Origin of the sequence: Sphingomonas asaccharolytica NBRC 15499 (genome assembly GCF_001598355.1) — a bacterium.
In the GTDB taxonomy this organism is placed as follows: domain Bacteria; phylum Pseudomonadota; class Alphaproteobacteria; order Sphingomonadales; family Sphingomonadaceae; genus Sphingomonas; species Sphingomonas asaccharolytica.
Genome location: NZ_BCYU01000105.1, coordinates 1 through 12803, shown reverse-complemented (window position 1 = coordinate 12803; position 12803 = coordinate 1). Strand labels below are relative to the sequence as shown.

General features: G+C 66.9%; 17 protein-coding genes. 2 read left to right on the top strand and 15 right to left on the bottom strand.

The window, feature by feature from the left end; genetic code table 11:
- Positions 1–78 precede the first annotated feature (78 nt).
- From SAS01S_RS19725 to SAS01S_RS19700, 6 genes are read right to left on the bottom strand one after another with little or no spacing between them, the layout of a single operon-like run.
- Entirely contained in the window at positions 79–768 is a 690-nt protein-coding gene (locus SAS01S_RS19725; RefSeq protein WP_066812587.1) for a TrbG/VirB9 family P-type conjugative transfer protein, read from the bottom strand.
- On the bottom strand, positions 765–1568 hold the full coding sequence (locus SAS01S_RS19720; protein WP_066812586.1) for a VirB8 family type IV secretion system protein: 804 nt from the start codon (positions 1566–1568) through the stop codon (positions 765–767). The genes SAS01S_RS19725 and SAS01S_RS19720 overlap by 4 nt, the downstream gene beginning before the upstream one ends.
- Positions 1565–2836: a type IV secretion system protein gene (locus tag SAS01S_RS19715; protein ID WP_066812585.1), complete on the bottom strand. Its 1272-nt coding sequence runs from the start codon at positions 2834–2836 to the stop codon at positions 1565–1567. Before SAS01S_RS19715 ends, SAS01S_RS19720 begins: the two co-directional genes overlap by 4 nt.
- The gene (locus SAS01S_RS19710) at positions 2836–5208 is read right to left on the bottom strand and encodes a VirB4 family type IV secretion/conjugal transfer ATPase (protein ID WP_066812584.1); all 2373 of its coding nucleotides are present in this window, start codon (positions 5206–5208) and stop codon (positions 2836–2838) included. The genes SAS01S_RS19715 and SAS01S_RS19710 overlap by 1 nt, the downstream gene beginning before the upstream one ends.
- The gene (locus SAS01S_RS19705) at positions 5187–5474 is read right to left on the bottom strand and encodes a VirB3 family type IV secretion system protein (RefSeq protein WP_066588138.1); all 288 of its coding nucleotides are present in this window, start codon (positions 5472–5474) and stop codon (positions 5187–5189) included. Before SAS01S_RS19705 ends, SAS01S_RS19710 begins: the two co-directional genes overlap by 22 nt.
- Positions 5475–5477: 3 nt before the next feature.
- Positions 5478–5795 carry a TrbC/VirB2 family protein gene (locus SAS01S_RS19700; protein WP_066812583.1) on the bottom strand — a complete coding sequence of 106 codons (318 nt, stop codon included), beginning with the start codon at positions 5793–5795 and terminating at the stop codon, positions 5478–5480.
- A 189-nt stretch (positions 5796–5984) separates the two neighbouring features.
- On the opposite strand from SAS01S_RS19700, the gene SAS01S_RS19695 reads away from it, so the two are divergent.
- Positions 5985–6167, top strand: a complete 183-nt coding sequence (locus tag SAS01S_RS19695) for a KTSC domain-containing protein (protein WP_245657026.1) — start codon at positions 5985–5987, stop codon at positions 6165–6167.
- Between the two features lie 17 nt (positions 6168–6184).
- Positions 6185–6970 (top strand): DUF72 domain-containing protein, encoded by a 786-nt coding sequence (locus SAS01S_RS19690; protein WP_174544991.1) that lies wholly within the window; start codon positions 6185–6187, stop codon positions 6968–6970.
- Positions 6971–7072: 102 nt separating this feature from the next.
- Here the strand turns inward: SAS01S_RS19690 and SAS01S_RS19685 are convergent, their stop codons facing one another.
- The 9 genes from SAS01S_RS19685 to SAS01S_RS19650 form a co-directional block, all read right to left on the bottom strand.
- Positions 7073–7900, bottom strand: a complete 828-nt coding sequence (locus tag SAS01S_RS19685) for an MICOS complex subunit MIC60 (protein WP_066812578.1) — start codon at positions 7898–7900, stop codon at positions 7073–7075.
- A 31-nt stretch (positions 7901–7931) separates the two neighbouring features.
- Positions 7932–8606 (bottom strand): uroporphyrinogen-III synthase, encoded by a 675-nt coding sequence (locus SAS01S_RS19680; RefSeq protein WP_066812577.1) that lies wholly within the window; start codon positions 8604–8606, stop codon positions 7932–7934.
- Positions 8603–9505, bottom strand: a complete 903-nt coding sequence (gene hemC / locus SAS01S_RS19675) for a hydroxymethylbilane synthase (RefSeq protein ID WP_066812576.1) — start codon at positions 9503–9505, stop codon at positions 8603–8605. The genes SAS01S_RS19680 and hemC overlap by 4 nt, the downstream gene beginning before the upstream one ends.
- A gap of 72 nt (positions 9506–9577) precedes the next feature.
- Complete coding sequence (locus tag SAS01S_RS19670) at positions 9578–10786, bottom strand: bifunctional alpha/beta hydrolase/OsmC family protein (RefSeq protein WP_066812575.1); 1209 nt, start codon at positions 10784–10786, stop codon at positions 9578–9580.
- A 182-nt stretch (positions 10787–10968) separates the two neighbouring features.
- On the bottom strand, positions 10969–11499 hold the full coding sequence (locus SAS01S_RS19665; RefSeq protein WP_066812574.1) for an SRPBCC family protein: 531 nt from the start codon (positions 11497–11499) through the stop codon (positions 10969–10971).
- Positions 11496–11939, bottom strand: coding sequence for an SRPBCC family protein (locus tag SAS01S_RS19660; RefSeq protein ID WP_066812573.1), 444 nt, complete (start codon positions 11937–11939; stop codon positions 11496–11498). The genes SAS01S_RS19665 and SAS01S_RS19660 overlap by 4 nt, the downstream gene beginning before the upstream one ends.
- The gene (locus SAS01S_RS23295; RefSeq protein ID WP_281179340.1) at positions 11936–12094 is read right to left on the bottom strand and encodes a VOC family protein; all 159 of its coding nucleotides are present in this window, start codon (positions 12092–12094) and stop codon (positions 11936–11938) included. The genes SAS01S_RS19660 and SAS01S_RS23295 overlap by 4 nt, the downstream gene beginning before the upstream one ends.
- The gene (locus SAS01S_RS23290) at positions 12081–12329 is read right to left on the bottom strand and encodes a VOC family protein (protein WP_281179339.1); all 249 of its coding nucleotides are present in this window, start codon (positions 12327–12329) and stop codon (positions 12081–12083) included. Before SAS01S_RS23290 ends, SAS01S_RS23295 begins: the two co-directional genes overlap by 14 nt.
- On the bottom strand, positions 12326–12655 hold the full coding sequence (locus tag SAS01S_RS19650) for an ArsR/SmtB family transcription factor (RefSeq protein ID WP_066812572.1): 330 nt from the start codon (positions 12653–12655) through the stop codon (positions 12326–12328). Before SAS01S_RS19650 ends, SAS01S_RS23290 begins: the two co-directional genes overlap by 4 nt.
- Positions 12656–12803: the final 148 nt, after the last annotated feature.

The window sequence follows — 12803 nt, the reverse complement described above, 5'->3', positions numbered from 1 at the left end:
CGACGACCGGTCGCGCGCTCGGCTCGACGTCGGCCGGCGGCGGCAGGCTCGCGCGCGGATCGGTTCCCGCCACCGCCATCAGCGCGCCACCTGCGGCACGCGCGTCGCGCTCGCCATCTTCTTGTCCAGCCGGAACACGAGCTTGTTGTTGATGCTGTCGAGCACATAGCGCCCGTCGCGCATCGCGCCATCGGCCAGCGTCTCCTTGCCGTCGCGGTCGATCACGAAGACCGCGGGCAAAGTCTGGCTGTCGCGCCACATGATGAAGGTCTTGGACCCGTCATCGGAGATCGCATCTGGGCGCACGTCGCTCGATCCGGCAAGCTTGTAGCGGCCGGGCTCGACCGGCGCGGGTCCGGCATTGGCCGGCGCGGGCGGCGGCGGGTAGCGGAAGCGGACGACGTACGGCGCGCTTCCGGCGCTCCCCGGCGACAGTTCGAAGGCATAGCTGCGCGCGTCGGTCACCACGGTCATGTTGGTGGTGACGCCTTGCAGCGGCTTGAGGAACAAGCGGTCGCCGCGCTTGTTGGGCGTGACTTGCCACGCCCCACTGTCGCCGACCGCGACGTTCTCGATCCGCTCGTCGGGGGCGAATTCGACCGTCAGTTCGTACCCGCCCGGCACCTGGAGGGAAACCACCTGGTCGGCATCGTATAGCACCGTCTGAATGCGCGGATCGCCGGCGCCGGGCTGCGGCCGCACTTGTGCCATCGCCGGTATGGCGATGGCGGCGGCGATTGCCGCAAGCAGGAGGAAGACAGGTTTCAAAGCTGTACTTCGGGAGTTGGATTCTGCGCCGGACGCGAGGCCGGTGGCGCGCCCGGCGCCAGCACCTGCGGCTGGCTGGATCCCGACAGCGGCGCCGCGGGGACGGCCGGCGCCGGCTGAGGCGCGAGATTTTCCTGGCTGCGATTATAGCCGAATACCTGGAAACCCAGCGGATTGACGAAGCGGTCCTCGGCGCGCATCGGCCCGGTCGAGAAGCGGTATTTGATCACCGCGACCCAGGATTCGGCCGGCTGAGCTTGACCGCCGGGATCGCGGCGAATTGTATCGAACCGCACCAGCGCTTCATTGCCGCCCATCGAGGTGATGCTCTTCACTCGCGTATCGACGACCGACCGCGGATAGCGGCTGAGCGGGCTGGCCGGATTGGCTGCCTGCATGCCGTTGACGTAATCGGCCTTGGCGACCTCGGCCGACCAGGTCTGCACCTTGCGATAATTGGCCTGGACCGTGCCCGCATCGTAGCTTTCGCGCGCGATGACATATTGCACCAGGAACGACTGGGTCAGCGCGGTATCGGGCGCGATCTTCTCGGCGTCGAGCGGCTTCAACTCCTGGACATAGCCGGTCTGCTTGTCGACCAGCAGCGTATAGGGGACGACCGTCTTGAGCGGCATCATCACGATGATCGCGATCGCTTCGAACAAGGCGATGACCACCGCGACACCGGCGACGATCCACGCCGTGCGGCGCGACGCGCGCAGCATGTCCTGGCGATCGTCGGCCCAGCTGTCCGCCTCGCGATAATAAGCGTCGAGCGATTCGCGCGCGGCCTGTTTCATCTGTTGCTATCCCGCCGTGTTGCCCCGGCCGACACGCGCCCCCGCGTCCGCCTCCTGAAACTCTGGCCGAGCGGCACGGCAGCCGCAACGGCGATCTCTCGAGTGCTGGTCGGATTGATCCCCGGCCGTCCCAGCGACGCCGCGGGCGGCTGGCTGGCATGGCTTTCGCGCCGCTGGGTTGCGGTCACCGCATCGGCGATCGCGATCGCGCGCGACCGTTGGTCCGTGATCGTCCCCTCATTGCCGCGTGCGCCGGCAACCACCGGCACGCGGTCGGCAAAGCCCGTGGCGACCCGCTCGCCAACCTGTTTCCAGCCCGACGGTATGCGGAATCCCTGCGCGACCCGGGCGACCGCGACCAAAACCGCGATCAACGTCACCGCGAAGATCAGCGACAAAGCGAGCAATTCGACCGGCACCGCCGGCGTCGCGATCTCCTGGTGCCGCAAGTCCATCACCGCGGCCATCCAGGGTTCGAGCAAGGCGAGCTCGACCCCCAGCACGATCGCGGTGCCGAGCGCGCCCAATGCCGCGCCGGCCAGCCCGCGCACCCAGCCCTCGAACAGCCCGCGCGTGCCGTCGAACAACAGGAAGATCGCGAACAGCGGCCCTAGCGCAAGCAACAGCCCGGCAATCAGCCGGACGCTGGCGAAGGCGGCGATCGTGCCCGCCAGGAACAAGGTCCGCGCGCTGCCCAGCAGCGACAGGTCGCGCGCCGGGTCCCAGCGCGCATGGCTGGCCAGGTCCTGCAGCCGGCGGCGTTCCTGCGCCTGTTGTTCAGGCGTCAAAGGCTGCGTGGTCGGCCCCGCGACCAGATCGGTATTGGGCGGTCGCCCGGTGCCGATCACGTTGAGCTCGGCGATCTCGTCGTCGACCGCCTGCAACCGCGCGACCAATCCGCCGCCGGCGCCGGGCAGCCCCGAGGCGCCGCCGACTGCGCCGGCAAGCTCCGCCGGCCCTTTGAGCGCGACGTCATAAGCCAGCGTGCGGAATGCCGGCCAGCTCGTCGCCAAGAGCAGCACCACGCCGAGCTTGATCACGGTGAGGATGGCGGTACGCGCATCGGGCGTGTCGCCCAGGATCAGGCGATAGCCGAACAAGGCGATGAACACCGTCAGCACGCCGCCCAGGATCAGCGACGACGCCGATCCACCCGCGGACATCGCCTGGTATCCGGCCGCGCCCAAGGTCTGCGCCTGGCAATCGATATGGCCGAGCACGCTCGACAGGAATTGCGAATCGCTGATCGCCGGGCACGCCACCTGCATCACGCGCGCTCCAGCAACAGCGGGATCCAGTCGGCAGGATCGTCGCCTTTTTCCGCGCGGATCTCGTCGAGCAGGCGCACCGTGCGCTCGCGTCCCGACAGGATCGTCAGGAGGTCGCGCTCTCCGGTCAGGTTGAGCCGCACGACGACGCTTTCGGTGCCGTGCTTGATCAGGAAGCAATGCGCGTCGTCGGGCAAGGTCCGCACGATCTCGTACTCGTGCGGGGTGAGCCCGAAGCCGTCGATATAATCGGCCGCCCGCGCTTTCGGATTGGTCATGAAGATCTGCGTCGCGGCCTGCTCGATGATCGCACTGGCGATCCGGCTCTCGAGCGCGTCCTGCGCGCTCTGCGTCGCGAAGCCGACGATGCCGTTGCGTTTACGGATCGTCTTTTCCCAATCCTTGATCCGACGGACGAACACTTCGTCGTCGAGCGCCTTCCACCCCTCATCGACGACGATGATCGCCGCTGAGCCGTCGAGCCGTTCCTCGACGCGGTGGAACAGATACATCATCGCCGGCGTCCGCACGGCGGGATCGTCGAGGATCTGGGTCATGTCGAACCCGACCGAAGTGGCCGACAGATCGGTCAGGTCGCGCTCGTTATCGAACAGCCAGGCGCGCTCGCCGTCACCCCACCACGGCCGCAACCGCGAATAGAGATCGGCGGCGGTCGGCCGCGACCCGCCGCGGAACAATTCGGCGAGATGACGCAGGCGGCGATGCTCGATCGGCTGGGCGAAATTGGCGTCGATCGCGTCCTTGATCCGCGCGGTCTCGTCGATATCGGCGCCGCCCGCCAGCTGTGCGACCCAGTCGATCAGGAACTGGCGGTTGGCCGGGCTGTCGTCGAGCTGGAGCGGGTTGAGCCCCGCCGCCATGTCGGGCCGCAGCACGTCGTAGCGCCCGCCGATCGCCCGGATGAACAATTCGGCGCCGCGGTCCTTGTCGAAGAAGATGATTCGCGGATGGAATTTGCGTGCCTGGGCGAGCAGGAAGTTGAGCACCACCGTCTTGCCCGACCCCGATGGGCCGATCACGGTGAAATTGCCCAGGTCGCCCTGGTGGAAATTGAAATAATAGGGACCCGCCGCGGTCGTCTCGAGCAGGCTGACCGCCTGGCCCCAATGGTTGGCCTCCGGCTTGCCCAGCGCGAAATTATGGCTCGACGCGAAGCCGGCGAAATTGCCGGTCGAGATCAGGCCGCGCCGCGCGATATATTTGAAATTGCCTGGGAACTGTGCCCAGAAAGCGGGTTCGAGCGCGATTTCCTCGCGTACCGCGATGATCCCCAGATCGGACATCGAGGCCTGCACTTCGGCGACCCCGGCATTGACCTCGTCGATCGTGTCGCCATGGACCGCGACGGTCATGTGATGTTCGCCGAACCCGGCGCGGCCGGCGGCGACGTCGTCCTTGGCGTTGGACAACTCACCACGCAGGCTGACCGCCTCATCCTCGGCCGAGCGCATCCGGCGCAGCGCCAGGTTCATCTTGCCGAGCGCGGCCTGGCGATCGACGAAGCCGAACGATTGCGACACGGTGATCTCGAACGGCAGCCGCAGCAATTCGTCGAGCATGCCCGGCGCGGTCTGCGCGGGATAATCCTTGATCGACACCATGCCGACAAAGCTGCGATCGGTATTGCCCGCCGGGCCGAGCTCGACCGTCTCCTCGCCGAAACTGATCCGCCGATAGGGCAGATAGGCGCCGACATCCTGCATCGGCATCAGCACCGGGCGCATCTCGGCATTGTACAGCGCGGACAGGAATTCGAGCGGCTCGGAGCAGAAGCCCGCCTTGGTCTCATAGACCGACAGCAGCCGAGGATCGTAGCTGCCGAGCTGCGCCAGCAAGGCATCGCGCGCGGTGTCGAGCTGGTGCACTTCGTGGCTGCGGGTGATGTCGGGATCGACCCCGGTGCTGCCGAACCAGCCGCGAATACGGTCGGCGATCCCGACGCGACCCTGCATCGGGCGCCGTACCAGCGTCAGGAAGATGTCGTTGACGTAGAGCCGCCGCGCCGACAGCCGCGCGCGCCATGCCGCGTCGAGCCGGGTCGAGAAATCGTCGGGGAATTTGTCGGTCAGTTCGGCATCGGCCTCGCGCCGCACGACATGGTGATAAATCGCGAAGCGCGACGATCCGATCGCCTGCAACATCGCGTCGCGCAGCGACTTGCGGTAATTGATCTCGTCGCTGTCGGCGGTCTCGAACAACAGCCCGCGCAGCTGGATCACCTGCATCAACAGGCCATCGCGCGTCTCGATCGTGTGATCGTCGACGTGCCGCGCATAGGGAAGATGCGCCCCGGCCGCTTTCTCCCGCGCGACGGCCCGCCGGTCGTTGGTCAGGGGCGGTAGGAGTTGCATCGCCAGATCGAATAATTGCGCACGCGCGGACAGCGGCTGACCTTGGCCAGCCACAAGTCGAAAAAGCGCGGCTCGCGCACGCACAGGATCATGCCGACGACGTGGATCAGGGCGGCGGCCGCCAGCACCCAGATCGAGTGGAAGATCAGAAACAATTCGGTCGCGACCACGCCGTTGACGACGAAATAGCTATAGGTCACGCCCGCGAACATTTGCGGCCGCGTCAACGCGACGAACAAGGGATCGCGATCGAGCCCCCCGGCCATGGCTCAATTGCCCAGCGTGGCGGTGGACTGGATTCCCGCGACGATCGAGGCGGCACCGAACAGGATGAAGCAGCCGACGATGACCGTCGCGCCGTAGCGCCAGTTGATCCGCCCGGTCAGCATCATGAACCCGACCGCGGCGACCGCGATGATCGCAACCACGGTGGCAACGGTGCCCAGCAACGTGCCCTGCAGCCAGCGCACCGCGGAGACCAGCACGCCCGATCCGGCGGGGTCGTTGAGCGAATCCTGCGCATAAGCGACACTGGCATTGATCATGCCGCCAAAAGCGGCCAGCAATGGTGCAATCCGGGACTTCATCAAACGCAACACGCCTCACCCCTCACCTGGCGGGTCGGTGGCGCGCGCAGCCGCGGAGTTGCGGCGACAGGCACCCCCCGCACCCGAGTCGCGGGTGTGCACCAGCGCGCAGTGCGTTTCAAGCGGCGCGCCCGTCCGACGATGAAACGCAAATCGCGGCCAATGCGTTGAAAAGCCATGCCGTCCAGCGTGATACGCTCCTTCGACTATGATGCCGAGGCGCACCGGCTCGACATCCGCTTCGTCAGCGGGCGCCGTTATTCGTATCTCGACGTGCCCGAACGCGTCGTCGAGGCGATGCGCCGCGCGACGTCCAAGGGCGGATTCTTCAACCGCCGCATCCGCGACCGCTATCGCTTCGTGCGGCGTTGAGCGATATCCTCCCGCTCATGTCGACTATACGAATCGGAATCGGCGGCTGGACCTATGAGCCGTGGCGCGGGACCTTCTTTCCGGAAAAATGGCCGCAAAAACGCGAACTTGAATATGCCTCGCGCCAGCTCAGCGCGATCGAGATCAACGGCACTTATTATTCGGGATTCAAGCCGGCGACCTTCGCGGGTTGGGCGGAAGTCGTGCCAGACGACTTCGTGTTCGCGGTGAAGGCATCGCGTTTCTGCACCAACCGCAAGGTGCTCGCCGAGGGCGGGGAATCGATCGCACGGTTCGTCGGCCAGGGCATCGTCGAGCTCGGCCCCAAGCTCGGCCCGATCCTGTGGCAGTTCATGGCGACCAAGAAATTCGACGCCAACGATTTCGGCGCGTTCCTGAAATTGCTGCCGGCGAGCCATGAAGGCGTCGCACTACGCCACGCGGTGCAGGTGCGGCACGACAGTTTCCACGTCCCCGAATTCGTCGATCTTTGCCGCAAGGCTGGGGTCGCGATCGTCTATGCCGAATCGGCCGATTATCCGGCGATCGGCGATGTGACCGGCGACTTCGTCTATGCCCGGCTGGAAAATGCGGTTGAAGCGGAACCGCAGGGCTATTCGTCCGAAGCGCTGGACCATTGGGCGACAGTGGCGAGGGACTGGGCGGCGGGTGGATCGCCTGAGGGACTGCCTTATGTCGCCGATCCGGCGCCGAAGAAGCAGCGCGACACCTTCATCTTCATGATCAACGGCGCCAAGGTTCGCGCGCCTGCTGCGGCGCAGGCTCTGATCGCGCGGGTTTAGGTCCTGCAATGCCCGTGCTCCTGCGAAAGCAGGAGCCCCGGACCTCAAGCGATTTTCCTCCGTGACCCTAGGCTCCTGCTTTCGCAGGTGCACTGAAGCTTACTACCCTCTCACCGCCGCCGGCGCGGCGGCATTTCCCTGCAGCGCCGCGGCTTCGAGCGTGTCGAGCGCCTGGCGCGTCGCGATGTAGCGTTGCGCGCCGTCGAGCCAGGCTTTGGATTGCGCCGCTCCGGGCAGACGCTTCACTTCTTCTACTGCGGCCTCGACCTGTCCTTGGGCGAGGAACCGGCGAATCCGCGCCAACCGTTCGCCAGGCACCGGAGAGGGCGCGTTGCGCGGGTGGATTACCACCAGGCTGCCGAGCATACGGACGAACGACCCGCCCCAGCCGTCGCCGGCCGGCCCCAATGCCAGCTGCGATCCGATCTGGTCGAGCCCGAGCCGCAGATCCTCGACCGTGATCGGGTGGCGCCCGGCGTCGATGATCGCGGCGACCTCATTGGGGCGCGTCGTGCCGAACCGGTCGCGCAATTGCTGTTCGATATAGCCCAGAGACGATCCGCGATCGATCGCGCGGCGCGCGGCGAAGGCGATCATCATGCCTTCGGCACGGGTCGCATTGCCATAGGAATTGGCGGCTTCCCCGGTCACCGCGGCGGTGCGCTGCTCGAGCGCGGAGAGCTCGGCGGCGAGCATCTGCTGGCGCGCCGATAGCGAGGCAGGGTCGCTCGCCACCGGCGGCGCGACGATCACCTTGGTGGCGGGAACCACAGTTTCGGGCTGCGACGTGGGTTGCGCGGGGGTCATCCGCCAGAAGATCGCGCCGGCGATCAGCAGGCCGATGACGAATGTCACCAGCGCGATCCCGGCGGTCGCCGTCAGAGTCAGTTGCCGGGCGGGCTGCGAGGGGCTCGGCGCGATGTCGGTCATAGGGTCCTTATCCGCCGCGGCGCGGGGGCGGTCAATCGGCCAGGCTGCGCGCGAGCGCGATCAGCGTGGCATCGTCGGGAACAGCAGCCGCGGCGATGCGCTCCCAGTCGCGGCCGGCGGCGTCGGCCACCGCGGCGCTGATCGCTGCGATCCGTATCGTCCGGCGATCGATCCCGGCGCGGTCGACCAGGTCGGCGACGCGGCGGGCCGCGCGGGCCGAATGGACCAACACCACCGACCCCGCGAGCTGATCGAGCGCCTCGAGCGCGACGGCAATTGGCTCGCTCGCATAGACCGCGATCGTTTCGGCAATGATCGGATGTTCGTCCATTGCGCGATCGCGGCCGCCGATCAGCAAGGCGTTTGATACGCCGCTTGCCGCTGCAGCGGCGACCAACGCCGTGGCGTCACGATCGCCGACCGCGACAACCGTGAGGCCACCCTCGCGCGCTACTGCAGCGGTCGCGGTGCCCACGGCGTGAACAGGCAGCCCCTTCAACAAGGCAAGCCCCGACCCGGCATGGCGCGGCGCGTTGGCGCTGGTCAGCAGCAGCGCGTCGAAGCGCGATGAGTCGGGCACGACCCAGTCGATCGCGCGTACCTCGAATAGGGGCAGCCGGATCGCGGTCAGCCCGAGCGCCTCGATCGCCGCAGCGGTCGCGGTGTTGCCCGGCTCGGGGCGCAGCACCGCGATGGCGCGGCTCATCCCGCGAACCCTGCGCGAATCGCCGGCGTTGCGCGCTCGAACAGCGCACTCGCCAGGTCGCGCGCCAGTGCTTCGCCATCCAGCCCTGAGGCGTCCCCCGCGACATGCTCGTCGCCATCCTCGGACAGCAATTCGGCGCGCAGGGTCACGACATCACCTGCGATCGTCGCCAGCGCGGCGATGGGCGAATGGCAAGTCGCATCGAGCGCCGCGAGGAACGCCCGCTCCGTGCGCACCGCGCGGCTCGTTGCCTGATGGTCGATCGCCGCGAGCAGGGACGCCGTCATGGCGTCACCGGCGCGGCACTCGATCCCCACGGCGCCTTGTGCCGGGGCCGGCAGCATCTCCTCGACCGCCAAGGCCGTGCCGACATCGTCGCGCCCCAGCCGGTCGAGCCCCGCCGCCGCGAGCAACGTGGCATCGGCTTCGCCTGCCGCCAGTCTGGCCAGCCGCGTATCGACATTGCCGCGAAACAGCACCACCGACACGTCGGGCCGCGCGCGCAACACCTGCGCGCGCCGCCGCGGGCTGCTCGTGCCGAGCACGCCATGTTCGCGGATCGCGGCGAGGCTGTCGGCGCCGACCAGCCGATCGCGAACATCGGCGCGCTCCAGCATCGCGGCGATGACGATGCTGTCGGGTCGGATCGTCTCGACATCCTTCATCGAATGGACGGCAAGGTCGATCTCGCCATCGAGCAACGCGCGATCGAGCTCCTTGGTCCACAACGCCTTGCCGCCGATCTCCGCCAGCGCGCGGTCCTGGACGCGGTCGCCGGTGGTGCGGATAATGTGAATCTCACAGGCGATATCGTGCGCCGCCGCCAGCGCATCCTTCACCATATTGGCCTGGACCAAAGCGAGCGGGGACCCTCGCGTGCCGAGTTTGAGGACGGTCATCGCCACCCTCTAGCTTGTCGCTTCCGGCTTGTCGGCACCGTATTTCGCGACCCGCCCAAGCTTGGGGAGGATTCAATCCACCAACTGAGTCTCTACGGCCGGGCCGCTTTCCAGAGTCCGGTGCACCGGGCATTTATTGGCGATCACCAACAGGCGGTCGCGCTGTTCCTGGGTGAGGTTGCCCTCCAGCCGGATGTCGCGGTGGAGGACTTCCAGCCGCGGCCGCCCGCCCGCCGCGGCGGCGCAATCGTCGGCATGACGCCGTTCATGGCGGAGCAGCACCTCGACGCCTTCGACCGGGATGCCCTCCGCGTGCGCGACGAGTTCGATTGTCATCGCGGTACAGGTGCCGAGCGCCGCGAGCAGCAGGTCATAGGGCGTGGGACCGAGGTCGCTGCCGCCCGATCGCAACGGTTCGTCGGCCAGGAACGTATGTCCCGATGCATCGACCAATTGGACGAACGGCCCCTCGCCCGAGCCGACGCGCACGCAGCCTTCGGGCAACATGTCTGGCGACTTGGCGGGCAGCAGAAAGGGCTCGACCCAGGCGGCGATGATCGACGCGGCATAGGAGGCGCGCTCGGCATCGGTCAGCAGATGATCGGCGCCGTCGAGTGCGACGAAGCTCTTCGGGTGTTTGGCGGCGTCATAGATCGCCTTGGCATTCTCTATTCCGACCACCTCGTCGGTCGGCGCGTGGAGCACGAGCAGCGCCTTTTTGAGGTGCGCCAGCCGCGTCGCCTGATCCTGGCCCTTGGCCGCATCGAGAAAGTCGCGCCCGACGCGGAACGGACGTCCCCCGATCGCGACCGTACCGACCCCTTCGGCCTCGATCCGCGCCGCGTCTTCCGCGCTGATATGATGCAGCGCATGCGCGGGGTCGAACGGCGCGCCGATCGTAACCACGGCGCGCGACGAGGAGATGTGCGCCGCCGCCGCGATCACCGCCGCGCCGCCCAGCGAATGGCCGATCAGGATCGACGGCGCACCGATCGTCTCCTCGAGATGGGCCGCCGCGGCGACGAGGTCCTCGACATTGGCGCCGAAATGGCTGTCGGCGAAGTCGCCTTCGCTCTTGCCGAGCCCGGTGAAGTCGAACCGCAAGGTCGCGATGCCTTGCGCGGCGAGCGCGGTGCTGACGCGCCGCGCGCCATGGCTCGCCTGGGTGCAGGTGAAGCAATGCGCGAACAGGGCGATGGCGCGGACCCGCCCCGGCGGCAGTTCGAGCGATCCCGCGAGCGCCACGCCCGCCGCATTCTCGAACCGAACCTCTCGCGCCATCCTCGCCTCCATTATCGTTGGAGCCCCGGCCTATAGCATGCAGGTTACCGTTCGAAGGCCCGACATGGCGGAAAAGCAGCTTCTTGATTGAGGGCGTCCAGCGGACGGCGGGACAAGAGGCCCACGCTTCTCGGCCAGCCGCCCGGTGGATGCCGGGACGCGCCCGGCATGACGAAAGTTGCTCAGGCGTCCGCGCCGGCCAGCGCCGCCTTGGCGTGATCTTCAGCTTCCCGGTGCAGCGCCCAGAAATCGGGAACCCGACGCCCGTCAAGCCGCGCTTCGAGCACGGCCAAATGCGATGCCCAACCGCCGCCGAAATTGGCTGCCTGATCGCGATTCTTGATGCCGCTATGCACCAGGGTCAGCAACGTCTTGCAGTCGCCGGCGTCCTTCAGTTCGAACGTGGCGATGCTGTCGGCGTCGCTGCCGAACGTATAGGCGATGGCGTGCGGCGGCTCATAGCGCACCAATTTCTCGCTCCAGCGGCGGCCGACATTGCCGGCGAAGCGTTCGGGCATCGGCACGTCGTCATCCGATAATTGATCGTGATCGAACACGAATTCGATCTCGCCGCCGACGCGGCCATCGAGCGAGCCGGCCATGAACCAGCGCCGGCGAAGCTCGGATTCGGTAAGATATTTCCACACGGTCTCGACCGGGGCGGGCAACAGGCGCTCGAAGCGCAATTCGGTCGCGGTGAAGCTATCGGTCATTCTTTGTCTCCAATCGTATCGGACAATGTGCCGAGGATCATCGTCCAGCCGTGCCGCGTCTGGTCTTCATACGCGGCCCAGGCCGGATCCATTTCGTGGGTAAGTGTCAGCCGAGCACCGTCCGCGGTCGCCGCGATCTCGATCGTCACGCGAGTCCATTGCCCTTCCTCCGCCGGATCGGCGGCGAACAGGAAGACCAGGCGGCGCGGGCGGTCGATCTCTTCGAACAACAACCGGTGGCGCGCATCGCCCGTCGGCCGCCGCTCGACGATCAGGCCGCGCCCGCCGACTCGCGCATCGATCTCGCAGGTCAGCATTTCGCCGTCGGGCGTCGCGAACAGGAAACGCCGCGCGATCGCGGGATCGAGCCAGGCATCGAACACGCGCTCGGGCGAGGCGGCGATGTCGCGGTGGACGGTCAGAATGATGGGATCGGTCATAGTAGATTCACCTGCCAGGAGACGCCGAACCGGTCGTTCACCCAGGCGAACTTGCGGCCGAACCCGTAATTGCCCGGCGGCATCAACACGCCGCCACCCTCGCCCAATGCAGCGGCGAGGTGCTCGACCTCATCCTCATCCTTACAAGTCAGCATGAACGAGATCGACGGGGGTGAAGGTGAAGGCGTGGTGGACGAAGCTGTCGCTGGCCAGGATCGGCAGCCCGGCGACCAGCGCTCGCGCCAGCCGGACCGATCCTTCCGGACCAGGCTCGCCGGCGCCATAGCGATCGACATGTTCGATCCGGCTTTGCGGAATCGTCGCGACGTAGAAGTCGAGTGCTTCCTCGGCGCGTCCCTCGAACATCAAAAAGGGCGTGGCGTCGGTCATTTCAGCTTCGCCTGATCCTCGACGATGATCGCCTCCAGCCGATCGAGCGTCGACAGCCAGAAGCGCTCCCATTGCCGCAGCCATTCGTCGGCTTCGCGCAGCCGTTCCGCCTTCAACCGGCACAGTTGCTGACGCCCGGCCTTGCGGCGCTCGACCAGCCCGGCGCGTTCGAGCACGCCGACATGCTTGGCGGCGCCGGCAAAGCTCATCGCGTGCGGCGCGGCAAGTTCGCCGACCGAGCGCTCGCCCAGCGCCAGACTGGCGAGCATCGCGCGGCGGGTGGGATCGGCGAGGGCCGCGAAAGTGAGATCGAGTCGTTCAACCATATGGTTTTATATTGTGGTTCGCGGGGAATGTCAACCGTGCGGTTTAATGTCCCGACCAACTCTTAGCCCTCTCCCGCCTGCGGGAGAGGGTTGGGTGAGGGTCTTCTTTCTTCTTTTTCAGCTTCCTCGCTCGGAGGAAGAAAGAAGA